At 43.1% G+C, this 24891-nt stretch carries 19 protein-coding genes; 8 read left to right on the forward strand and 11 right to left on the reverse strand.

Going from position 1 to position 24891, the window contains the following annotated elements; translation table 11 throughout:
• Position 1: 1 nt before the first annotated feature.
• From ACED48_RS01610 to ACED48_RS01630, 5 genes are read right to left on the reverse strand one after another with little or no spacing between them, the layout of a single operon-like run.
• Entirely contained in the window at positions 2-1897 is a 1896-nt protein-coding gene (locus ACED48_RS01610) for a VWA domain-containing protein (RefSeq protein WP_017057904.1), read from the reverse strand.
• Positions 1890-2897 (reverse strand): VWA domain-containing protein, encoded by a 1008-nt coding sequence (locus ACED48_RS01615; RefSeq protein WP_017057905.1) that lies wholly within the window; start codon positions 2895-2897, stop codon positions 1890-1892. The genes ACED48_RS01610 and ACED48_RS01615 overlap by 8 nt, the downstream gene beginning before the upstream one ends.
• Entirely contained in the window at positions 2890-3375 is a 486-nt protein-coding gene (locus ACED48_RS01620; RefSeq protein ID WP_017057906.1) for a DUF4381 domain-containing protein, read from the reverse strand. The genes ACED48_RS01615 and ACED48_RS01620 overlap by 8 nt, the downstream gene beginning before the upstream one ends.
• On the reverse strand, positions 3372-4298 hold the full coding sequence (locus ACED48_RS01625; protein WP_017057907.1) for a DUF58 domain-containing protein: 927 nt from the start codon (positions 4296-4298) through the stop codon (positions 3372-3374). The genes ACED48_RS01620 and ACED48_RS01625 overlap by 4 nt, the downstream gene beginning before the upstream one ends.
• Positions 4299-4308: 10 nt before the next feature.
• The gene (locus tag ACED48_RS01630; RefSeq protein WP_017057908.1) at positions 4309-5265 is read right to left on the reverse strand and encodes a MoxR family ATPase; all 957 of its coding nucleotides are present in this window, start codon (positions 5263-5265) and stop codon (positions 4309-4311) included.
• Between the two features lie 454 nt (positions 5266-5719).
• Here ACED48_RS01630 and ACED48_RS01635 point away from each other — a divergent pair, with 454 nt between their 5' ends.
• Both ACED48_RS01635 and ACED48_RS01640 read left to right on the forward strand, forming a co-directional pair.
• On the forward strand, positions 5720-7636 hold the full coding sequence (locus tag ACED48_RS01635) for a methyl-accepting chemotaxis protein (protein ID WP_017057909.1): 1917 nt from the start codon (positions 5720-5722) through the stop codon (positions 7634-7636).
• A 207-nt stretch (positions 7637-7843) separates the two neighbouring features.
• Positions 7844-8044: a hypothetical protein gene (locus ACED48_RS01640; RefSeq protein WP_017057910.1), complete on the forward strand. Its 201-nt coding sequence runs from the start codon at positions 7844-7846 to the stop codon at positions 8042-8044.
• 215 nt (positions 8045-8259) lie between these two features.
• Here ACED48_RS01640 and malK read toward each other — a convergent pair whose 3' ends face one another.
• Positions 8260-9372 carry a maltose/maltodextrin ABC transporter ATP-binding protein MalK gene (gene malK, locus ACED48_RS01645; RefSeq protein ID WP_017057911.1) on the reverse strand — a complete coding sequence of 371 codons (1113 nt, stop codon included), beginning with the start codon at positions 9370-9372 and terminating at the stop codon, positions 8260-8262.
• A 664-nt stretch (positions 9373-10036) separates the two neighbouring features.
• Between malK and malE the strand changes: the two genes are divergently transcribed.
• The 3 genes from malE to malG all read left to right on the forward strand — a co-directional run bounded on the left by malE (position 10037) and on the right by malG (position 13776).
• A complete protein-coding gene (gene malE, locus ACED48_RS01650) occupies positions 10037-11221 on the forward strand; it encodes a maltose/maltodextrin ABC transporter substrate-binding protein MalE (protein WP_017057912.1) in 1185 nt (394 codons plus the stop codon).
• An 81-nt stretch (positions 11222-11302) separates the two neighbouring features.
• On the forward strand, positions 11303-12874 hold the full coding sequence (malF, locus tag ACED48_RS01655; RefSeq protein ID WP_017057913.1) for a maltose ABC transporter permease MalF: 1572 nt from the start codon (positions 11303-11305) through the stop codon (positions 12872-12874).
• 11 nt (positions 12875-12885) lie between these two features.
• Positions 12886-13776 (forward strand): maltose ABC transporter permease MalG, encoded by an 891-nt coding sequence (malG, locus tag ACED48_RS01660; RefSeq protein WP_017057914.1) that lies wholly within the window; start codon positions 12886-12888, stop codon positions 13774-13776.
• Between the two features lie 584 nt (positions 13777-14360).
• Here the strand turns inward: malG and ACED48_RS01665 are convergent.
• The 3 genes from ACED48_RS01665 to ACED48_RS01675 form a co-directional block, all read right to left on the reverse strand.
• On the reverse strand, positions 14361-14606 hold the full coding sequence (locus tag ACED48_RS01665) for a hypothetical protein (RefSeq protein ID WP_017057915.1): 246 nt from the start codon (positions 14604-14606) through the stop codon (positions 14361-14363).
• A 247-nt stretch (positions 14607-14853) separates the two neighbouring features.
• Complete coding sequence (locus ACED48_RS01670; RefSeq protein ID WP_017057916.1) at positions 14854-15357, reverse strand: acyl-CoA thioesterase; 504 nt, start codon at positions 15355-15357, stop codon at positions 14854-14856.
• A 657-nt stretch (positions 15358-16014) separates the two neighbouring features.
• Positions 16015-16908: a DMT family transporter gene (locus ACED48_RS01675; RefSeq protein ID WP_017057917.1), complete on the reverse strand. Its 894-nt coding sequence runs from the start codon at positions 16906-16908 to the stop codon at positions 16015-16017.
• 98 nt (positions 16909-17006) lie between these two features.
• Here ACED48_RS01675 and ACED48_RS01680 point away from each other — a divergent pair, with 98 nt between their 5' ends.
• The 3 genes from ACED48_RS01680 to ACED48_RS01690 all read left to right on the forward strand — a co-directional run bounded on the left by ACED48_RS01680 (position 17007) and on the right by ACED48_RS01690 (position 20494).
• Positions 17007-17795 carry a helix-turn-helix domain-containing protein gene (locus ACED48_RS01680; protein WP_029627205.1) on the forward strand — a complete coding sequence of 263 codons (789 nt, stop codon included), beginning with the start codon at positions 17007-17009 and terminating at the stop codon, positions 17793-17795.
• A 393-nt stretch (positions 17796-18188) separates the two neighbouring features.
• Entirely contained in the window at positions 18189-19169 is a 981-nt protein-coding gene (locus ACED48_RS01685; RefSeq protein WP_017057919.1) for an ABC transporter substrate-binding protein, read from the forward strand.
• Complete coding sequence (locus tag ACED48_RS01690; RefSeq protein WP_017057920.1) at positions 19166-20494, forward strand: GGDEF domain-containing protein; 1329 nt, start codon at positions 19166-19168, stop codon at positions 20492-20494. The genes ACED48_RS01685 and ACED48_RS01690 overlap by 4 nt, the downstream gene beginning before the upstream one ends.
• Positions 20495-20689: 195 nt before the next feature.
• Here ACED48_RS01690 and ACED48_RS01695 read toward each other — a convergent pair whose 3' ends face one another.
• Positions 20690-23260 (reverse strand): hybrid sensor histidine kinase/response regulator, encoded by a 2571-nt coding sequence (locus ACED48_RS01695; protein ID WP_017057921.1) that lies wholly within the window; start codon positions 23258-23260, stop codon positions 20690-20692.
• A complete protein-coding gene (locus tag ACED48_RS01700; protein ID WP_017057922.1) occupies positions 23253-24488 on the reverse strand; it encodes an acyl-homoserine-lactone synthase in 1236 nt (411 codons plus the stop codon). Before ACED48_RS01700 ends, ACED48_RS01695 begins: the two co-directional genes overlap by 8 nt.
• Positions 24489-24891 lie beyond the last annotated feature (403 nt).

Below are 24891 nucleotides of genomic sequence, written 5' to 3' on the forward strand. Positions count from 1 at the left end.
GTTACCACTTTTTGTTCTGGTTGTTAGGAGCACTTTTTTGTTGTGCTTGTAAAATCATTTGTGCTTTAAGCAGCTGGCTTGGGTCACGGGCGCTTTCTACTTGCTCAAGCTTTCGCATATCTGGGTCACTCGATAGCGGTTGCCCCGAAGTTTGTGCTACAGCTTGTTGACCATTTTGCTCACCATCTTTTTTTGAAGCTTGTTGTGCGCTAGCATTTTGAGGTTTAGCGCTTTCTTGGTCACTCTGTTTCGGCTGATCACTCTTACTTTGTTGAGCGGCTTGCTTGTCGTCTTGTTTAGACTTTTCAGAGTCAGAGTGATTTTCAGGTTGGCTTTGAGATGAGTTTTGGTCTTGGCTATCGCGCTGCTCTTGGTTACTACTTTGATCTTGTGACTTGCCATTGTCAGCAGGGCTTTGTTGTTGATCCTGAGAGCTTTGCGAAGAATCATTTTGCTGACCTTGCTGACCTTGCTGACCTTGCTGGTTTTGGTCTTTCTGGTCTTTGGAGTCAGAATCGCCTTGTTGTTGTTGTTGTTGTTGTTGTTGTTGTTGTTGCTGTTGCTTCTTCTGGGCTTGTTCGACGACCTCTAAGTTCTTCTTGGCATAAGCATGCTCAGGGTTGCTTTCGAGAATACGTTGATACTCTTTTATCGCTTGGTCGAACTTGCCTTGTTTGGCTTGGGCGTTAGCAAGGTTGTAGCGAGCATCTTCACCAGAAAGCTCTTGCAGCGTCTGTTCTGCGGCTTCGAAATCACCGGCTTTATATTGAGCAATGCCTTTCCACTCTTGCTGGGTAAATTGTTCAGCAGCTTGTTGGAAGTCCTCGTCCTGATACAGCTGGTAGCCTATTTGATCATCGGTTTTCCACGGATTTGCAAACGCAGTATTTGGTTGGCTGAAAGAGATAACCACGGCTAAAGCACACCAAATAACCCCTTTTCTGAATAATCCAAGAGCCGAAAGTAATAGCAAAGGCAGTAACCAGAAACCGTTGTTCACTCTGGTGTTGAGTGAGTTATTGGTCTTGGTTACTTCCGATGTTGTTGCCACTCGATCGAGGTAGTTCGCGATATGCTCAACATCTGAGTTATCGAATTGCACCTCAGTGAACGTGCCACCATAACTGCGAGTCAGGTCGCTCATGTTCTCTAAGTGGGTTCTCGCGACCACGGTTTGCCCGGAGCCGGTTAGCAGCATCGACCCGCTTGGCAAAGAGATTGGGGCACCGCTTTCAGTACCGACGGCTAAAATTGACAATGTCCAATCGTTGCCAGAGAGTAGGGAATCGATCGCTTCCTTCTCTTGAGCATCAATATCGTCAGCAATCAGCACTAGATCGCCTTGGTAGATATGAGCGCGAGTCATCATATCAATCGCTAGCTTAACGGCTGATGCGGCATCACCGCCTTGGTAAGGCATGATATCCGGAGACAAGTTTGGTACTTGGCTCTTGATAGTGTTGATGTCGGACGTTAGCGGGCTAATGGTGTAAGCATCTCCAGCATATGCCACCATGCCTGTTAGCCCCTCCTTCCATAATGAAAGCAGATCCAGAGCCTTGTATCGGGCTTGCGTTAAACGATTCGGCTTAATGTCGGTGGCATACATAGACATCGACATATCCATGATCACAACTCGTGCCTGCGTTTTTTCGAAGCTCGGCTGTTCGTTTTTCTCAAAGCTTGGTCCAGCTAATGCAATAACGCCGACCAGCCACCAAATACCGAAGTAAGTACTGCGATTTTTCGATGGCTTGCTTGATTCTGGCGCCAAGTAACGAGCGATATGAGAGGCCAGTAACCCTTGTTTAGATTGCTTCCTACTAAGCCACCAAATCGCGGGCACCGCGACAAGCGCCAAGAACCAATATGGGTAGATAAAAGTAAAGTTAGACATTGCTTCTCCTAATGGCTAACAGCATAAATGCGAAGAACATTGCCGCAGACAAAGGCCATACAAACCACTCTTGTTGTGGTCGCCAAACCTTGGTGGCATTTGTCACGGGTTCTAATTGATTGATGGTGTCGTAAATGGTCGCCAGCTCTTTACTATCACGCGCACGGAAGTACTGACCGCCAGTGCGTTTGGCAATTTCCATTAGTGTGCGTTCATCCAAATCTTGAGCAGTATTGACCTTACGCGTCATGAAGAACTCTTTGACCATCATCTCGCCTGCACCGACACCCACGGTGTAAATCGTCGCGTCGTATTTTTTTGCAATATCCGCCGCTTCTAATGGGTCTAATACCCCAGCAGTATTACTGCCGTCGCTGAGTAGAATCATTACACGTTGGGGCGCATCGCTATCGACAAAGGTTTTGGTGGCAAGGCCAATACCATCACCAATCGCGGTTTGAGTACCAATCAGCTTTAACACCGCTTGATTGAGTTGTTGTGAAAGCGTATCTCTATCTAGCGTAAGTGGGGTCTGCAAGTAGGCGTGATCGGCAAATAGCACCAATCCGACTCGGTCGCCTTTTCGTCGCTCAATAAAGTCACTCAATACGCGTTTCACAGCCGACAAGCGGTCGATGTACTCGCCATTGAACTGCATGTCTTCTTGGCTCATCGAGTAGGAGAGGTCGACAACCAGCATCAAATCACGATGTTTCGGTTGAAACTCCACCGGTTCGCCATACCATACAGGGCGTGCGCTCGCCGTAACCAGCAGAAGCCAGATAATCACGGACAACGCCTTTGGTAAGCGACTGCTCGGTGTTTTGGTATTGCTGTCTTCGGGCAGAAATGGAAGCCTTAGGGCATTGCTTGATTCTGACTTTGGTGAGAACAAGTAAACGAGCAACGGCAGTGGCGCGAGGAACAACATCCACCACCAAACGAACTCGATGTTTAACAAGTCCCTGCTTAGAAACATAGGGCTTAGAAAATCACTCATAACGACCTCGCTTAGGAGGAAGGGCTTTACGAAGCCATATTTCGCAGTCATTAATCAATTGCTGCTGAGCCTTTTTCTGTTCGTCGTTCATTAGGGCTACATCTTGATAGAGCGCTTGTTGCCACTGGGATTGTTTTGCGGCGAACAACGGCTTCGCCAATTGCGCATCTAAGAACGTCAACCAATCATCACCAGACAAGCCTGCAATTTTTTCACGAGGGAAATAGCTCAGTGCTGCTTGACGAACGATGTCTTGAGCTTTGCTCGGAGACAAGCCATCTTGGGACTGACTATTACTAAAGTAGGACAGCGCTTCTTGCTTCGCCTGTTGATTGTTTTTTCTACGTTTTACAATGAAAAATACCAAGGCAATCAGGGCAATGGCTGTGATAATCACGGCCCACCAACCCCACGCCAAAGGCCACCAAGTCGGTGCGTCTGGCGCAATAACCGGACTTAAATCTAAGGGCTGTTTCATGACTGAGCTCCTGATATCTGGCTCATGAGTGACTGCGCACTCGACAGCGAGCTATAAGGTATCGCGAGAGACAACCCCATCTGTTGCAGCTGCTGTTTCTTAAGCGAAAAAGCATGGTTAAGCTTTTGCTTTTCTTTATTAGAAGAGAAATTAAACCATTGAGTTTTGCTGCCATCGGTGACCTGTTTAGAACCTTTATAGGAGGTTTCACCTTGCTCTAGCGGATCGTAGAAATGCACCAGACGTACTCTGTTGTGTCGGCGAATTTGACTGATAAGTGAGTAGTCACTTTCTTGGTAACGCACAAAGTCACTGAGCATAATAATATCGCTTCCTTTAGGGCAAAGCTGGTGCAGAGATTTCAGCCCATGCTCTAAGGTCGTGTCATTATGATTGTCGTGATTAGATAGTGCCGCATTATTGATTTCTATGACTTTTTGCAAAATACGCAGTGGAGCATGGTTGCTTGCACTTGGCTTAATCTCAATGATCTCTTTGCCCGTATCAATCACAGCACCAATTCGGTCTTTTTGAGCCACAGTTAGCCAACACAGTTGACTGGCAAAGTGCGCAAGTTGAACCGATTTAAGCAACAAGGTTGAACCAAAAATCATACTGCTTGATAGATCCAAGAACAAAATGACAGGCAGCTCCCTTTCTTCAGAGAACAATTTGGTATGCGCCTTGCCCGTTCTGGCTGTCACGCGCCAATCAATGCTACGAATGTCATCGCCCGCTTGGTACTGACGAACTTCCGAGAAATTCATCCCGCGACCTTTGCGGTTGCTTTCGTGTTGACCATTGAGCTGTGACCATAGGCTCTTCGCCGGAGGCAACCATCGAACAGACTGCGCCTTGTATTGCAGCAGCTCATCCAGATTCAGCATCACGCCGTCACTGTGGTTAGGTAGTTGATTATTCATGCGCGTATCCCTATGCGCTACCAACCAGTGAAATAAGGTGTGCGATCACTTGGTTTGCAGTGACACCTTCAGCTTGTGCGTGGTAGCTACGAAGTAGGCGGTGACGCAGCACAGGGTATGCCATCGCTTGAACGTCTTGTGGCGTTACATAATCGCGGCCAGCAAGCCATGCGTGAGCACGCGCGCAGCGATCCAAAGCAATAGTTGCGCGTGGGCTGACACCCATATCTAACCATTGATCAAGTTGATCGCTGTATTGCTTAGGTTGGCGAGTCGCCATAACCAGTCTGATTATGTACTGCTCAATGGTGTCTGCCATGTGAATATTGAGTACTTCTTGGCGAGCTTCAAAGATCGTTTGCTGGGATATCTCTTGTGGCTGAATCGACTCGTTGCCTTGAGCTTCACCGCGGTTGAGTCGCAGGATATTAAGTTCACTTTCCATATCTGGGTATTCAACTTCTAGGTGAAGTAAGAAACGGTCTAACTGAGCTTCCGGCAGCGGATAAGTCCCTTCTTGTTCAATCGGGTTCTGTGTTGCCATGACCAAAAAAAGTTCAGGCAGAGCATAGGTTTTTCGACCTGCAGTGACCTGTTTCTCTGCCATTGCTTCTAGCATAGCCGCTTGTACTTTCGCCGGAGCACGGTTGATCTCATCCGCTAGAATGAGTGAGTTAAAAATCGGGCCAGATTGGAAGGTAAACTCTCCTGTCTCTGGCCGGAAAATGTCGGTACCCGTTAAGTCAGCAGGCAGTAAGTCAGGGGTAAATTGAATGCGGTGAAAGTCGCCCTCGACACAGTCTGCCAGTGATTTTACCGCACGGGTCTTTGCTAACCCGGGAGGCCCTTCGACTAGGATGTGACCATCCGCCAGCAGGGCGATCATCAGTTGTTTCACTAGTTCTTGTTGACCAATGATTTGAGACTCTAAATAGCTTTGAAGGACTTCGAAATTTGTTTTGTGCATTTTGGACTCTCTGGGTATCCATTTGATTTTTATTTTGAGTATTAGTCACTGATTTGTTGGAAAAAGTTCCAGTACATTTGCGGAATTTATTTTTCCAAAATTAGAGTGGTTTAAGCGCGGTTAGCTAAAATACCGTTAGCAATGATTTTTATCATATCAATCGCTTTTTATATACTAAAGCTCAAAAAAGTGCATCGTTGTGTGAGTTAGGTGAAATCTAAAGTTCAGATTAGAAATTCATAACAAAAATCATTATATTTGCCTTGGTTATCATAACTTAAGAATAAGCGGAGCCTGTTGTTACATCATATTTGCAAATTTTTGCGAGAATCCTCTCCAGTTTTATAGGCTTTGGCCGATATATTGCTCAGGTTGTGCATTGCTTATTGGAGTGCACTAAACAAGTCCTGTTCAGGGTATACCAATAACGAGCGATTCTTTTAAAGGTCCAAATATGTTGAAAACTAACTCTCTGAGTATCAAACAAAAAGTTGTACTTGGAATTACCTTTGCGGTTCTTGCATCGACAGTGATTGTTGGTGCGATGGCCCAGCAACAAGCAAGAGATGTATTGAGTCATCGATTGATCGATATTGAGCTTCCAGGGATGCTAGAGCGAATCAATGGTGAAGTTGATCGCGAAGTCTCTCAGCTGTTGTTGGCGGCGGAACAAATTGCTTCAAATGAATTTGTTTCTGATGCTATCGAATCGACCGATCGCGATGCAGCATTAGAGAATAAGCTGGTTAAACAACTGAATAATGTTCGTAACCAATATCAGTTGAACGATGCCTCGGTAGCTAACCGCGAAACGGCTTACTACTGGAATCAAGATGGTTTTTTACGTCAACTTAATCAACAGCAAGATGACTGGTTCTTTGGCTTTACACAATCTGGTCAGAAGACAATGGTCAGTATGTTCCAAGAAGCCAATGGTGATGTGAAAATGTTCGCTAATTACCAACAGCCTTCAGGTTTGGCAATGTCTGGCTTATCAAAATCGATGGATGACATGGTTAGCCTACTTAACAGTTTTAAGATTGAAGATACAGGTTTTGTGTTTTTAACGGATAGTCAAGGTGACGTACAAATTCACCGCGAACGTTCTCGTAGTGATTCTTCACTCCAACAACTTTACGGTTCTCAATCAAGCCAATTATTGAACAAGTCGGGTTTCAACCTGATTACCACTGAAAGCCAGGGACAAGAGTTGTTCGTTGCGAGTTTATACGTGTCGTCAATGGACTGGTTTGTTGTTGGCGTAGTACCAACCGATGAAGTCTTTGCTGAGCTCGATGCCACCGCGCAAAAGATGCTGATCATGACTGCTATCGTTGCTTTAGTCTTTATCCTAATGGGCGTAGTGCTAGCAAACAGCATTACTCAACCGATTAAGCTGTTGGCTAAGCGTTTTGGTGATCTTGGTGAAGGTGATGGCGATCTTGCACAGCGTATTGAAGTGAAAGGCAATGATGAAATTGCACAGCTTTCTGCTGGCTTTAATGGATTCATTGAAAAAATCCATGAGTCGATGAAAGAGGTATGCTCAACCAGTCAAGCACTTCAAGTGGCGGCGGAGAGCGTTTCTAACAAAGCACATATCACTCATGACAACAGCCAAGAGCAGCGCGACCAAACCCTTCAAGTGGTTGCTGCTATTAACCAAATGGGCATGACCATCAGTGAGATTGCATCAAATGCAGCAACAGCAGCAGAAACAGCCACGCAAGCTTCGGGTAATACTGAAGTGGGTCGCTCTGTTGTGAACAAAGCAAAAGACGCGATTAGCCGTTTAGCTCAAGACATTGAAAGTACAGGTCAAGTGGTTGAGCAGCTTGCTTCAACAACGCAAGACATTGGCTCTATTCTGGGTGTTATCCGTGATATTTCAGAGCAAACTAACTTACTTGCACTGAACGCAGCGATTGAAGCAGCTCGTGCGGGTGAGCAAGGTCGTGGTTTTGCCGTGGTAGCAGATGAAGTACGAAACCTAGCAAGCCGTACTGCAGATTCAACGGAAGAGATTCAGAAGATGATCAACCAATTGCAAAGCGATGCGAAAGATGCGGTAACTGCAATGAGTGCAGGCAAGGTTATTACTCTAGAGGGTGTATCTGCATCGGATGAAGCGGTAGACGTGCTGGGTGGTATCTCAGACCGTATCGTTGATATTACCGACCGCAACACGCAAGTTGCTACGGCAACGGAAGAGCAATCGACTGTGGTTCACACCATCAACCAGAACATTGAAGAGATCAATGCGATCAACGAAGTGACGACGGGCACTGCTGAGCAACTTGCAGAAGCGAGCCAAGAGCTTCGCGACCTTTCTTCTCGTCTAGATAAGATGGTTGGTTCATTCAAGCTTTAACCCCTTAGGTCATAGAATGGCTTAGATAGTTACATAGACGAAGAGCTGGATTCATTTAATCGTGACTCCAGCTCTTTTTATTTACGGGCTTGTTTTCTTCTAACTGGCCTTAGCTTGATCTGGTTTCGGGCTTTAAACTCAATCACCCTAGCATCACAGGGCGTAAATGAGTAAAATCTGATTAGGTTTAATATTTAGGTAAGTATCATGAGCGATTTTGAAAAAGAACTAGAGCAGATGACTCAAGAGATGGGCGATGAGCCCGAAGTGAAACTGCCATCACTTGAAGAGCAAAAAGCGATCGTTGCTGAATTTAAGCGACTAGAAGCGGAAGGCAAGCTAACACCTGAAGTGTTAGAAAAGCATTTTGGCCAGTTCAATAAAAAAAGTGATACGCCAATCCACTAAGCTCAAAACAAACCATAGTGCTTAAAGTACCTGGTTGTGCTGAAGCTCAAATTAAACAGATAAAGGTCTAGCACATGCTAGACCTTTTTTATTGCCGTTATCAAAAACCGCCTATTCAATGAAAAAGAAATGAGTTTTAGAAAATGAAAAAATCCCCCTTGTACTAAGTAAGAGGGATTTGATATGGGCAAGTTATATCTTAAAAGGCGAACTGGTTAATCTGTACCGTACTCTTTGTACAAACGACGACATCCGCGGCCATCGCTGTGGAACAGGTGACAACGGTGCGCTGGAATACCAATCGCCAACTTGTCACCTGATTCGATTGTTAACGTGTCTGGCTGGCGATAGATAACGTCAGCATCGGCACTTTCAAGGTTTAGGTAAACCTGAGTTTCGTTACCTAGCTTCTCAACCATCATCACTTCAGCTTCAATTGTCGCATCACCAGATTCAGCAGACATCAAGTGTTCAGGACGAACACCCAGAGACATACGGTCACCAGCATTAACGGTTGTACCATCAACAGGGACCCAGAAAGTCATGCCGTTTGAAAGCTGTACCAATACGCGTTCTGCTTCAGCCTGTTCAATGTGTACAGACATAAAGTTCATCTTCGGGGAACCAATAAAACCAGCAACGAAACGGTTTTGAGGGTAGTGATAAAGGTCTAGCGGCTTACCTACTTGAGATACGGAACCACCGTCAAGAACAACGATCTTATCTGCCATTGTCATCGCTTCGACTTGATCGTGGGTCACGTAAATCATGGTACAACCAAGTTGACGTTGCAGCTTAGTGATTTGCGAACGCATTTGAACACGTAGTGCAGCATCAAGGTTTGATAGCGGCTCATCAAGTAGGAATACGTTTGGTTGAGAAACCAGAGTACGACCAATCGCAACACGTTGACGTTGACCACCAGAAAGTGCTTTAGGTTGGCGCTCTAGTAAGTGACCAAGCTGAAGAATCTCAGCAGCATGTTCAACACGCTTATCAATTTCGGCTTTGTTAGCGTTTGCTAGCTTCAGGCCAAAAGACATGTTGTCGTAAAGGTTTAGGTGAGGGTAAAGCGCGTAAGACTGAAACACCATACCTACGCCACGTTTGGAAGGTTCAACGTCATTCATGCGTTGGTCACCAATGTACAAATCACCAGACGTAATGTCCTCTAGACCTGCGATACAGCGTAATAGCGTCGATTTACCACAACCTGATGGTCCCACGAATACTACGAACTCACCTTCGTTGATGTCTAAGGTTACGTCCTTAGAAATCTGTACATCACCATATGATTTATAAACGTTTTTTAACGTGACATTCGCCATCTAGCTAGTCCTCGATCGATCAAATTTTAAGTTTTACTGCTTATCATTATAAGAAATTTTTGGGTCAGCAGTAACTGTAGGAATTGGTAAGTATTGAATGAGTAAGAAAAAAGTGGGTGAGACTTGGATTCTGTAACCAAGCCCACCCGTCATAGCCAAACTGGTGCCTATTTCCCCCACATCCAGCTAAATCTCCCCCGTGATTCAATCACAGATTTAGCTCGATGCTTAATAAAGACACCAGCGGGCAGTGAAGCCAACTAAATGAACAATGCTTAAACGCATAACATCTGCTGGTAAAGGGTTCTTACTATCCACTCTTGGATGAATGCAGTTTCGGTGAATTGGTGCAATCGTACATCCTCCCAATGAAAATTTAACGAGGGGGAGTAGGAGGGGAGGAGTAGATAAATGAGGTTATTGATAATAGCCGATCCAGTTCAAATAAATCCACGGCATAACGGTGACTGTGATCACGATGAGTATGTGTTTTGTGATTTTAGTCTCTAATCTGACCGGATGATGATCACGAAATTAAGCCATAATAGCTAGGGCGTAGTGGCTAGGATGATGAGTTAAAGTCTATTTTCTCAGATCATAAGCGCTGAAAACTGGCTCGTCTTGGTTGATGTGCCCTACGTATAAATATAAAAAGGATATTCACATGAAAAACGCTCTAAGCGCTGTAGCTCTAGGTACATTAGTTGCTCTGGGTTCTTTTGGTGCAAATGCTGCTATCGAAGAAGGACAACTAACAATCTGGGTAGGTGGTGACAAAGCTTATGAAGGCATGGCTGAAGTAGGTAAACGCTTCGAAGAAGATACTGGTGTTAAAGTAACAGTGGCTTTCCCTGACAAACTAGAAGAGAAATTCTCTCAAGTTGCAGCAGCTGGTGATGGCCCAGACATGATCTTCTACGCACATGACCGTTTTGGCGGCTATGCAGAAGCAGGGCTTCTTGTTGATATTAAACCTTCTAAAGAAACGAAAGAAGGTATCGTAGATTTCGCATGGGACGCTGTTTCATACGAAGGTAAAACAATCGCATACCCTGTAGCGGTTGAGTCAGTTTCTCTAATTTATAACAAAGCGCTTGTTCCCAACCCACCTAAGTCTTGGGAAGAAATTCCAGCACTTGATGCTGAGCTTCAAAAAGATGGCAAAAAAGCGATCATGTGGCCTCTACGTGGCGGCGCTTACTTCACATGGCCTCTACTTGCAGCTGACGGTGGTTACGCATTCAAACAGACTGCAGAAGGTTATGATATTAAAGATGCGGGCGTAGCGACTGACGGTGTTCAGAAGTCTCTAGGTTTCATCGAGAAGATGGTACAAGACAAAGTTATCTCTGCAGATATGGATTACTCAGTTGCTGAGTCTGAATTTGTAGCGGGTAACGTTGCAATGACAATCAACGGCCCTTGGGGTTGGGAAAACATCAAGAAAGCTGGCGTAGATTACGGCGTAACAACTTTACCTAAGTTCAACGGTAAAGCGTCTAAACCTTTCGTTGGTGTATGGGCGGGTGGTATCAGCACGGCGTCTCCAAACCGCGACCTAGCTGTTGAATTCATGGAAAACTACCTACTAACAGATGAAGGTATGAAGAGCCTGAACGACGACAAGCCACTAGGCGCTGTTGCTCTTAACTCTTTCCAACGTCAACTAGACAGCGATACTCGTATTGCAGCAACAATGGACAACGCGATGAACGGTGAAATCATGCCTAACATCCCTCAGTTCACAACATTCTGGTACAGCATGGAAGAAGCGATCGGCAACGTAGTTGACGGCCGTCAATCAGTAGACCAAGCACTAAAAGCTGCTGAAGGTCGTATGGTTAAGTAACACCCAAGTACTACCTTTTAAGGAGGGGGTAACCTCTCCTTACTTTTCTATTTTTTATCTATATCGCTAGCAGGTTCCTCTATGCAGTCAGTTCAAGGTACAGATGCTATCCCAGCACCATCAAGCCTTCCAGGCAGTAAAAGCGTCTTCATCAAATGGGGGTTGCTTGGTAGCGTTGGCTTAATAAACGGCTACGCTACAATTCTTATGTATTCTCGCGGTGAGCTCGCTTTTGCGCTGCTTACAGTGATCTTAACGGCTTTGGCACTTTACATTTTTGGCAGTAAAAAAACTTACGCCCACCGTTATATTTACCCAGGTATTGCCGGAATGATCTTGTTCATTCTTTTCCCTTTGGCATACACCGTAGGGCTTGCGTTTACTAACTACAGCGCGAAAAACCAGCTTTCTCTAGAGCGTACTCAAACCGTTCTTTTAGACCGTTCTTTCCAAAGCGGTGAGAGTTACCCATTTACTTTGTACAAAACAGGTGATGGTCACCAGATCGTCGTAAAAGATGGCGACCAGCTATTAGCGACTGATGTATTTTCTCTAGACAATATGACATCGTCAGAGATGGACCTATCTGTCATCGAATCTGCGCAAGGTGAGAAAGAGAAGATCAAGGCGATCATCCAAAACCGAGCAGCGATCAGTGGTGTTGATTTTAATTTACCAAACGGTGATGACATCCGAATGAGCGGCTTACGTAAGTTTGCTTCTGTTGCTCCGCTTTACACGCTACAAGACGATCAAGAAACGTTAATCAACAATGAAACGGGTGAAGTTCTCAAGCCAAATATGGATGTGGGTTTCTACCAGCCTGTTGATGCAAACGGTGAGTTTACAGGTAATACAATCTCTCCTGGTTTTGTAGTTAGCATTGGTACGCATAACTTTGAACGTGTGTGGAAAGATGATGGCATCAAAGAACCTTTCATCAGCATCTTTATTTGGACGGTTATCTTCTCGGTATGTACCGTAGCGTTCACGCTTGTTATCGGCCTAGTGCTAGCAAACATCGTGCAATGGGAAGAGCTGAAAGGTCGTTCTATCTATCGTGTTTTACTGATTCTGCCTTACGCCGTACCCGCGTTCATCTCGATTCTTATCTTTAAGGGTCTATTCAACCAAAGCTTTGGTGAGATCAACATGGTGCTCGAGAATATATTCGGCTTAAGCCCGAACTGGTTCTCAGACCCTATCTTAGCGAAAACCATGGTGTTGATGGTTAATACATGGCTAGGTTTCCCTTACATGATGATTCTATGTATGGGTCTGCTTAAAGCGATTCCTGATGACTTGTACGAAGCGTCAGCAATTGATGGTGCGAATTTCCTTGATAACTTCAAGCGCATTACGTTCCCATTGATGATTAAGCCGCTAACACCGCTATTGATTGCAGCGTTTGCGTTTAACTTCAACAACTTCGTAATGATTCAACTATTGACGAATGGTGGACCGAATATGATTGGCACTTCTGAGCCTGCTGGTTACACAGACTTGCTTGTAAGCTACACGTACCGAATTGCATTCGAAGGTGGCGGCGGTCAAGATTTTGGTCTAGCAAGTGCAATCGCAACGCTTATCTTCCTATTGGTTGGTGCACTCGCGTTACTAAACCTTCGTTTCACTAAACTGTCTCAAGATTAAGGAGCACGACAATGGCTATGGTACAAGGTAAAGGCCTTAAATACCGAGTGTGGGCAACGCATGCAGTGTTGTGGTGCTTCTTGGCAATGATTATCTTCCCGCTATTGATGATCATCGCGATCTCGTTCCGTGAAGGTAACTTCGCAACCGGTAGTTTGATTCCAGATAACCCATCATTGGAGCACTGGAAGCTAGCATTGGGTATGTCAGTGGTGAACGCAGATGGCTCGGTAACGCCACCTCCATTCCCAGTACTGACTTGGTTATGGAACTCGATTAAAGTGGCAGGTGTTACATCGATTTTAATCGTGGCACTGTCAACGACATCGGCTTACGCATTTGCTCGTATGCGCTTCAAAGGTAAAGAAACTATCCTGAAAGCGATGATGATTTTCCAAATGTTCCCAGCAGTACTGGCTCTAGTAGCAATCTACGCGCTGTTCGACAAACTTGGTCAATACATTCCGTTCTTAGGCTTGAACACACACGGTGGTCTAATCTTCTCTTACCTAGGTGGTATTGCACTGCACGTATGGACGATTAAGGGTTACTTTGAAACGATTGATAACTCTCTGGAAGAGGCTGCAGCTCTTGATGGTGCAACGCCTTGGCAAGCATTCAGACTGGTTCTACTACCGCTGTCTGTGCCAATCCTAGCGGTTGTGTTTATCCTATCTTTCATCGCGACAGTGGGTGAGGTGCCAGTAGCATCTATCCTGTTAACCGATGTGAACTCTTACACGCTAGCGGTAGGTATGCAGCAGTACCTATACCCTCAGAACTACCTATGGGGTGACTTTGCGGCAGCGGCTGTACTTTCAGCACTTCCGATTACTATCGTGTTCTTACTTGCTCAACGTTGGTTAGTTGGCGGTTTGACGGCAGGTGGTGTAAAAGGATAAGCTGTAGCCTATAAGAAAGAAAAGAGCGACCTTTAGGTCGCTCTATATTGGCATTTTTATTACATCATTTGGTTTGGCCGCCGATCAGTAATAAAAATAACCCTCAGGTTACGCATAGCTGGCTACTAATCAGGTTCCTTACGCTATTAATGATTAGTGGTTTTTGTAACTCTAACCCAGGTACTTACTTGGGTTTTTTTATGCCTGCTACTTTTTGCTTTTTATGTCAGCTTTACTCGTCAAAGCTTCGAGTCATCTCTCTTTCAACTCTTTCCTACTTCAATCTTCTTACTTGAAAAATGAACGAGTCTCACAAATCAGGCTCATCAGTATAAGGAGCTGTTGTTATATTGACATATTACTAATAATCCAATGCGTGATACTTCAATTATTTGCATGCAACGAATCCCCAGGTTGCATAGAAAGTGTGTATAGAGACGGAAGGCAGTTGTGAATCTTAAGGAGTTATAATTCAGGGTTATGGAATGGAGCTAAAGCAATAGTGAATGGCTAATGGCCGAAACTCAGCGCTCAGGCCAACTTAAGATTGATAGTTATAGAATATGAACTTTGAGCTTTCGAAGCTAAAACTCTCGACTCGAAGGCGCGCAACCCAAATGTTGCAACAACACATAGATGCTTTCTTGATCGAGTGCTACGCGACGAAATAAATCCGCAAACGTTGGGTCACCGCCGAAACAAGTCTGGATATAGTGGTTAATTTCACTGTTGTCGTAGCCTTCGACGTACAACGTTCTAACCCATTGATACTCAACCGCCTTCAAGTTGTTCAGTGTAGCTTCGCTAAGAGTAGGGGGTGTCACGCTCAAGTTTGGCTCCGGGGAAATAAAATACAATCTATTATGAGTGGTGGTATTTAATCAGAGCAAAATGACGACTTTATTACAGTCAAAATAAATCAGTGAACCAGCGTTAAATCATTCCAACCTTTGGCTGAATATCACGCTTTATCGACAACATTGAATTTGTAGCGGTTTTATTTGTGTGGGGTATTAGATACACAAATGCCAAGCATGTGCTTGGCATATTAATAAATCTATGTAGGGTAGCATGACCTTATTTAAGGTACTTCACGTGCGCTTCCATCTCTTCGCCAATTTGTTTTCGCATTTTCATTAGGCGAATAGCAGAATCTCTTAACTCGATGTCTTCTGGTGTTTCAGGAACCCATTCAGGCACTTTAGTTGGAGTGCCATTTTCATCTACAGCCACCATTATAACAATACAGTGAGTCGTCAGGCGGTTGTTAAGGTCTTTTGGATCGCTCGCTTGAACGTCTATTGCAATATGCATTGAAGATGACCCCGTGTAGATTACCTTCGCGCTGACCTCCACCAAGTTGCCTACATGGATTGGTGCGACAAATCGAATACCGCCGGCATAGGCTGTTATACAATACTTACCACTCCACCCTGCAGAACAGGCATAAGCCGCTAAATCGACCCATTTCATTACTGCTCCCCCATGAACCTTACCACCAAAGTTCACGTCCCCAGGCTCAGCTAAAAAACGCAGTATAACGTCTCGTTTACCATTTTTTTGGCTATTGTTACTGCTCATCTATCTTCCTTCCTTCCTTCCTTCATTATTATTGTTCTGCATAACATGCTTGTTACTTGCCAGTAACAATATACTTAAGATGACATAAGTTAAAGCGGATAATTTCACGGTTAAGACTATTTCTTCAAACAGATGACAAACCGGTGAATATTGATGTCTATTGGGATGGGAGGCGAGAGGTAAACGCTAGGTGGCTATCTTGTGAGTAAGCTGAGAAGAAGAAAAAACACCTAGCGCGATGCTAGGTGTTTTTAAGCCGTTAGATACTCATATTGGTACCTTTTTATATTTGCCAACTAACCGCTGTTTGTCTGGTTTAGTTTAAATGATTCTAGCTTATTTACCACTAAAGTGGTAGTCAGGTTGTTTTGTTAATCAGCTCATCTTTTACTCTTTTACAAAGTATAGATCCTTTACGTGAGTTTTGCCTTTCGGAATATTGATTGGTAATTACTTATTTACACTTGGTACTAACTTCAATCTTGTAAAGGTATTCATGTTAAAAGTACATTAAGTGATTTCTTAATTACGTTACACGTTCAAGTTGATTCTCCCACCTTGTGAACTTGTTGCAAAAGCTCACTGTGGCTAACGGAGCAGGTACTGAGGAAATGTCGATGAAAGTGTTTTCACTAATCTAACCGAGCTAAAACGAGCTTAGCTTTGTTGTGGCAAAGGCGCTTCAAGTATCGGTTTTCTTTTAATTTGCGCGAGAATAACACCAGAGATCACCATCACACCGCCAATGATATGGAATTGATTAATCTCTTCACCTAACCATGTAGCAGCCAGTACAATCGCGACAACAGGCATTAAGTTCATAAACATCGCACTGGAATCTGCTCCTATGGTGTCAATCGCCTTCACCCACATCCATGGCGCGAGAATAGAAGCAGCAACCGCAGCGTAAGCTATGAGCGGGATGGCTTGCTGTGATGGTATTAGTTGCTTACTTGTCAACCAAAGTGGAGTCAACATCGCTACGGCAAACAAACCTTGAACATAAATCACAACTCCGCTGCTAACTGGCATTTTCCAACGTTTTAGCAAAACACAATAAGAAGCGTAAACGAGTGCTGCAATCAGCATGTACCCATCACCTTGAGTGAGTTCTTGGTGAATGAAGAACAGAGGGTCTCCTTTACCAAGCATGAGTGCCAAACCCGACAATGACAATACACCACCAATAATACTTAAGCGCGAAATCGATTTGTGTAGCAAAGGAACGCTCAAGAAGACACTGAACAATGGTACCAAAGAAGTGATCAATGCCATGTTAGAAGCGGTTGTCGTTAAACCCGCGTAATAACCCAGAGATTGGTTCATCGCCATGCCTAAAAAGCCAAGGAAAGCAAGCTTAGGTAGGTTAGGTTTGATTATTGCCCATTGTTTTATCACTGAACGTATACAAAAAGGAGTAAGGATTAACATCGCGATGAACCAGCGGTAAAAACTCATTGCACTAGGTTCAATGGCGCTTGCTGCAAGTTTATTGACGATTGCATTTGCGCCCCATATACAGACCGTAAAAAATGGTAAGAGGTAATACATGTTAGTTCCGTTGCAAATGATTTGATGTGGCTAGTTTGACAGGTCGTTATACTTATAGATATCTTTAAAAAGACATCAGGCGCGATAGGAAGACAAGATTGAAAAAACACTCGAGAAACCTTCACCCATCCTTATCAATTGATAAGGCACCATCCAACGTATTTATGAATTTCGAAGCGTTCTTATCGAACACCGAAACTCGTGTACATAGCCACCCTTGGGGGCAAGTGCAGTTGATTAGCGGTGGAATTCTTGAAATGGAAGCTGAAAATACTCGCTTCCTAGCACCACCACATTTAGCTATTTGGGTACCTGCAGGGGTGACGCACTGTAGTTACAACCGTAAGCCATTGGACTACTGTTCACTGAACATCGCTCGTGAGTTAACTCATCACTTGCCTGAAAAAACAAGCTTAATAACAATCACTCCCATTGTGTCTTCGATCATTGATGACTTTCGTCAGAGAAGCATCAATATTGCTGAGAGCGAGCAAGACCAAAGACTAATCCAAGTCTTACTGGATCAATTGGCTGAGCGTCAGGTTGAGCATCATTTTTTACCATCGACAGACAACAAATACTTAGCGCCGATCCTATCCGCTATAGAAGAAAACCCGACTGATGATATTTCCTTAAAAGATTGGGCAGAAAAAGTACACACGACAGAGCGTACTTTGTCACGACACTGCCAGAGTGAGTTAGGGATGAGTTTTACGGAGTGGCGATTGAGAGTACGCTACTTGTACTCTATGGATTTGTTGAGAAACGGCCAATCAGTCAAAGAAGTAGCACTAACTTTAGGTTATAACCAAGCGAGCCCGTTCATTTCAATGTTCAAAAAGTATTCGGGAAGTACCCCTGAACAATATAAGAACCGGTTGTTGTAATTCACTTATCTCGCTAAAACTGTATATTTTTCTGCTTTCTTTGATATTGAAGTATGCGTAACACAATTTTGCGTCATCACTTCGTATACCAATAGTTCATCGACATCTTCGAGCGATTCACCTAGGCGGATATGGTGAAAACTATCGGTATTCTGTTTCTGAACGATTTCGGCATTTGGTCTTGAGATTGGGGTGTTTGGTATACATCTACCCTCAATAACTGAAATCTGTGATGTGCAAGTCAAGCCGCCACGTTATTGAGGGTTATGTTCATCAATTCTCACAACTACATAGCCAATACAAAATCTAATCTAGATTTGGGTAGATATAGCTTCCTCGTTTTTTGTAGTCTAAGATTGAAATTATACGATAAGTTACTGCAGGGCTTTAAAAATGAAAGGGATTATAGTTGCTGTGATTGCCACCTTAATCTGTGGATGGTCGAGTTTTGCTGCAAGCAGAACAATCCAAACAGGCCATATTCCCAAGGTAAAAATTGCCGTTTCTTTAACTCCGCTTAGTACACCTTTGTTTATAGCAGAAAGGTTGGGCTTTTTCGTTGATAACGATATCGATGTCGAACTCATCCCATGCGAAGGTGGCGTAAATTGCGCAAATTTACTTCAAAATAATACTGTGGACTATGCGACGGCGTCTGGAACTGTTGCTCTATTTAATCAGCATCAATACAATAATATATTAATACTTTCAAGCTTCGTTACTTCGAGCAATGATATAAAACTACTGACCCTTGATCAATTGAAGATAAATAGCCTTCAAGAATTATCAGGGAAAAAAGTTGGAATTATCAAATCAAGTGCCAGCGAACTGTATTTTGATTTTCTCTTAATATCAAATGCACTTCAGGATCTCGATGTTGAAAGAGTATATCTTGAACCTCATGAAATGGTACCCGCTTTACTTTCTTTTCAAGTTGATGCCATATCCGTCTGGGAGCCATATGGATATAAAGCTTCGTTATTATCGACGACGCCTGTCATTGATTTAGGATTAAAGGGTATTTATCAACTTTCTTTCAATTTACTCGCAAAATCGCCTAGAACCATATTAAGCTCGACAGATAAAGAAATTTTATCTGCAATTTACCAAGCTACTCAATGGATTGAAAAGCATCCTAGTGAAAGTATTTCGTTGATCTCAAATGAATTAGGAGTTGACCCTCAGCAGGTTAAGTGGGCGTGGGGGGATTACATATTTGAATTAACTAACGGTTATACTTTGCTTTCAAATCTACAGCTACAAGCGAGGTGGGCCTCAGAGAGAAAAATAATAGAAGGAGAGCCCATAGACGTTAGATCATTTATTGACAATACCGCGTATATTGATCTTCAAACAAGTGGAGTCATTGAATGATTCATTCTTTAATATTTAAGATGAAAATTTTACTCGGTATTAGCGTGGTGATGGCTTTTTCGACGGCATGGTTGCTTTATGACCTCTACAACAGCCATATCGTTGCTACTAATAACCAAAACCAGCTTGTTAATCTTCAAAGAGAAGTCAGTTCTCTACAAGGGCAATTATGGCTATTCTTAGAGTATCAAGACAATAAGAGTTATAATAACTTAGTTAATCAGCAGGCCAAGTTTTCTCTTGGTATAGAAGAATCTAATATCCCAAAACCTCAAATAAAAAAAATCAAATTGCTAAATACCCAACTTGAAGAATTGATAGAGCAAGACAAGAAGTTTCAAATAGTTGTAAAAAATTCGATTCGAGATTCAAACTCCCTGATGCAAAGGCGTGCATTACTAAACGCTCGATATAACATGTTAATACAAAACATACATGAACACTTAGCGACCCAGCAAAAAAGAGAGTTATTACAAACGGAGAAGAGGACCGAAAATACAATCATTGATATTACGCGATTACTCGCTCTGTTTTTTTTCGCTATCACAGCAATCTCTTACCGTTTGCTTAGAAAGTTCCGGACAGGATCGACAGCTATATCTGAAGGGATAATGAAGATCAAGGCTCGCGATTTTTCTCATCGGATAGAATGTACCAATATTGACCTAGAATTTAGTTCTTTAGGTGAAGCTTTCAATACTATGAGTGAAGAATTAGAGCAAAATGTAGTGACAAAATCTGTATTGGAAAATGAAGTTAATAAACAAACACTAGAGCTTAAACGGCAAAAGGTTGCACTGGAATATTTGTCTGGTCACGATTCCTTAACCGGAGTGATGAATCGACGTTCCTTTGAAGAGAACCTTAAGGCGATGATATCAAGAGCCCAACGAACGGGAAGAATTATAGGAGTTCTGTTTATAGATTTGGATAAATTCAAATCTATAAATGATAATCACGGACACCGAATTGGTGATCAAGTTTTAGTTAAGGTAGCCGAACGCTTGCGAGAAAATACTCGATGTACCGATCTTGTCAGTCGATACGGAGGTGATGAATTTGTTATTGGTCTAGATTTGCTTGATGATAAAGAGTCAGTATTAGACAAAAAAACACAATTAGTTAGCGCTATAATGCGAACAGTTTCTATTGAAAGTAATGATTACCAAGTGGGTGCAAGTATCGGTATATCCTACTATCCCGATGACGGTGATAGCTACGAGCAACTTATTAATTCAGCTGATAAGGCCATGTATGTAGCGAAAAATAAAAAATTGGACTCTGCTTTATTGAAAAGTTATCAAGTCAATAACAAAGTAGTGTAGTTAATGTTAAGTCATGATATATATTTTAATCATAATATATATATCGGCCTTAACATGAAGGCTATCTTGTTGTTACTTAAATTAAATCCCTTCAAGTAACACTCTCGAAGCTTGAAGGGATGTTAGCTAACCACTGGATCGTTCATTAAGTCATGTATTTAATTGGTTACTTGTGCCAAATGATTAGCGCCATCACTAATCACTTTCTGTGACTTTAAAAGCGTCGGGCTTAACGTAATTGCTTAACCACTTGTCGAGCACATGTTGTAGTGCACCTAATGAAGTAGGTTTTTCTAGGCGGCCATCCATCAATTTACGTATCATATCTAATTCGTATTGTCCTGACTCTCCAGAAAGAGCAATGATAGGTACATGGGGCGAACGAGCCTTTATTACTTGGCTTGCGTCAAAGCCATTCATGACTGGCATTTGCACATCCATTAAGATCAAGTCTACTTGGTTCGTTCTACACAGCTCGATGGCATTTTCACCGTTTTTTGCTTGTATGCTGTTAACCCCAAGTCGAGTTAAATACATTTGAACAAGCGTACGTTGTACTTCTTTGTCGTCGACAATGAGTACTGTCGGTGCTTGGCTACCACTTCCGGCTTGTTTTACTAAGTGAACGTCGGCTTTGGCTTTATCTTCTGCTGTTGTTTGGTTTTGTTTCCAATCATTGAAGTAAGGTGTACGCAGCGTTGCTGCTTTGGGAGCGTTAGGCACAACCGGGAAATACAACTTGAACTCAGTAAACTCACCAAGTTTAGATTGACATTCAACTCTGCCACCAAATGAGCGCATAACGCGTTGGCAATAACCTAAGCCTAAGCCGCTACCACCGCTTTTTTGGTGAGAAAAAAAGTCATCGAAGATCTTGTGAGAAATGGTTTCGTCAATGCCCGGGCCGGTATCACGGAATGTGAGGACGTTCTCGTAAGCCCCTGTTTTGGTGCTGATCTCAATTTGGCTATCTGGATAGGAGTCAAAGTAATAGATCGCATTACGTATTAAGTTAAAAATAACGAAGTTAAATAAGGTCTCATTCAATTTTACAACAAAATCATCATGTTGTGGCAAACGAATCCGCTCAATAATATTCTCATTTTCGAAACCATAGTGGCTTACAGCCTGATCTACGGCTTTGTGAATAGAGGTCACCGTAATTGGTTCATGCTCTGGTGAGCTATCACTGACTTCGCGTAAGATGATGTCAATCAACTGTCGTCCACGTTGGATGGCAGCTTGACCACTCTCAATATCAAGTTGGATTTGTTTAGCTGGTGCTTGATTATCAATGTGCTGTTTTAATACTTCAAAATGCAATTGTACTTGGGCGAGTGGGTTACGCATTTCATGAGCAATTGAATTAGCAAGTGCACGGCTTTGTCGGATGCGCTTATCTGCTTCGATGGTACTTTGTACACGAGTTAATAAGGTCTGTAGCGCAGAGATCTCTTCATTAGAGAACATCTGATCATTGCTCTTGTGTGAAGAGACCAATAAGTGTGTGACCGACTCACCCTGGCCAAACAACGGCATCACCAAGGCGGTGTTGTTGGAACGCATTTTTTCATACAGTGCTTTTATTGAGCGTTTCATCGGCGCTGTGTAACCTAGCTCCTCAGAAAGTTCATCGAACACCAAAACTGACTTGTTTGTCGAAAGGTAATCCTCGTAGAGGGTTTCATTGTAGTTACTGTTAATTAGCCGCAGCTTGTCCTCTGGAATTTGTAGTAGGTGGCCTAAGCGACGCATCGCATCATCAATAGAGAGCTTGAAATCTTCTTCCAGAGCTAGGATTTGCTGGACTGGTGTTTTTGGGTTTCCGTAAATCAAGAAAGAGGCATAGCGACTCACGCGTTTGTAGAGAACATGCCAGGTGATACCAATAAGTGCGCAGATTGGGACTGCTACTAGCCATTGATTGTTGTCGGTCAATGGGATGAATATAGCGCCGAAAGGTATCACTAAAATAACACAAGCCAACAGCGCGTTGAGGCTCATGTAGGCGAGATACTTCACACTGTAGAAGCGCGAGGTTAGCAGGGCATAACCAACGAATAACATTTCACTAATAGACAATGCTGGAGGCAACCAAGTGAGTGAGAAATCACGCAAAAAATAGGTCATACCGAGGTGAATTGTCGCGGTAGACAGCATGAATACCAAGATACCTGCAATCATGTAGCCGGTTTTAGTTAATGTGAGCTTGCTACTGTTGGCGCGCATGGCCATTAGGTTACTTAGTGTAAGAACAACAAAACTAATCATTCCAATGAAAAAATATGGCGTATGCGGACCGAATTCAATAACGAATTTGCTAGGGCCAGTAATGGTGACATCTTCAACGGTTAACCCCGGACTTAAGTTAATAAAGAAGGAGTAGACCGTAAAAGTAACGAAAATAGCTTGTTGCCACAGGTGGACCTTACCATTACGTTGTTCTGCAGCGAGTTGGCACGAAAAGTAGTAGGCGAAGGCAAATGCAAAGAACGAGGCAAGATTAGCAATTTTTGCGGCCAATATTGCGGCTGAAGTACCAAGACCCGGCAACAAGTCGGAATGGAAGTAGGCGTTACTGCTGATCCACGCAACAATACAAACCGAGTACGCGATGTAAGGTGCATGGTGTGTACCTGCGATCACTTCGTTCTTTTGTTTAAGGCGATAGCAATAGTAGAGTAACCACATCACGACTACAGCAACCGTCGCAAGAAGCGTTATCGCTTTGGCGTGGATGACCGCTTCTAAGCCGAAATCAAACATGTTCATCCTTATTTACCGAGTTTGGTTTATGTACAGAGTTTGGTTTTTCTATCGAGCCAAGTTTTCTGCTTTCACGAACTCGGTGTTTGTAACGGCGAAAATCTGTGTCACTGAACACTTTTACCATCATTTCGAAATTCCAGAACCCGCGATAAATTGTTGTACCATCACCATTTAACTCGCAATATCCAGAGTGGAAATAGGCTTTTGGGTCGATAGCTTGATAAAACTGAAGCATGAAAGGTTGCTCAATAATGGTGAAGCCGATTTTGTAGCCAACTTGGTGTAATACGCTCATCAACTCTTTTTGAGCGAGATAGAGGAAGTAGAGCTTTTGTTGGGTATTCCCGCTTACTGTTAGGCGGAGGATTTCACAAATAGCGCGCTCATCGGTCAATTGTAATTGGAACTGGTTATCAAATTCAGGCAAAGAGTAACATTTTGAGAGCGTCGATGGCGTGAAAAGCTGTAACTTTACTAATTGATCGTAACCATGACTTGGTAAACAGTATTGCCATTGCTCATTACTGAACGGCGGTGCGTAACTTAACCAAGTTTCATTTTTTGACCAATCTTGAATGAGCGCAGAAGAAACCAGTGTCGGAAAGGCTTCGCTGGCTGGGTGCTTGAGTAGAATAAAGTGCTTACCCGTTTGAGATAGGTGCAGTAAAGGCAGCATCTCAAACCATTTTTCACCCTTGATGAATACCTCAAGATTGCTCAAAGCGATAGCATCGCATATTGGCATTCCTTGTGGGTGACTCGGTGTTTGTACGATAAGTTGATCATTCTCTATCTGTTCAATGATCGCACCATAGTAAGCACTATCTTCAACGGGGAGATCTACAGAAGAGTGGAGCGGGGCTTTTAATGGTGACTTTGCTTTTATTACGGCAATTTCACACTCACACCAAAATTCTAACCAATGCATGTAGCACTGGCCTACGACTGCTTCAAGTTGAATTATCTCGGATGATAAGGTGCTTGGATAGCGCTGAATGAGATCTCGATAATCCATTAAATCAAATAATACAGAGAAGCTCTTGTTTTGGTGTTCAGAGAAGAGTGATTCTAATTGGTTTCTACGATAGTTTGTTACGGTATGGAAAAGAACTGTGCGCTCTTGTGGCTGATAAGCACCAATAACGAGTTCTATTAGCGCTCGTTGTTTTTTTTCGATAGACAGACTGCTAGCTAACAGTGAGCCTAAAGACGACGTTAATTTCATGTAGTTAGCCTAGCCTGGGTTTATTGATTATTATTCGATCTGGCACCAGTCACCGGACATTTATTTTAAGTATTTGATGTAACGTTACATAGAGTGAGCAACAACAACTCTCGTCTATTGCGTGAACATAAGCTGCACAATCGGGCCAAGTTTACTACTTAAGCTTACCCTTAACAACAGCGCTTTATTATATGGATGTTAATTTATAAATTACAATATTATCAGTATCTTGCGTGAGTTTTTGGTACGTTTAGCCTGACGTATTCAAGTCGATCATTAACTTTTTGGTTCGATAAATGAGTGTGAAATATCTATTTTTTGAACCAACCTCATAATTAATACGCAACTGAATTCACCTTATGAATTACAAGGAATATAACGGCGGCCTTAAATATATAATCAA

Origin of the sequence: Vibrio sp. 5S239, assembly GCF_041439575.1 — a bacterium.
Classification (GTDB): domain Bacteria; phylum Pseudomonadota; class Gammaproteobacteria; order Enterobacterales; family Vibrionaceae; genus Vibrio; species Vibrio kanaloae.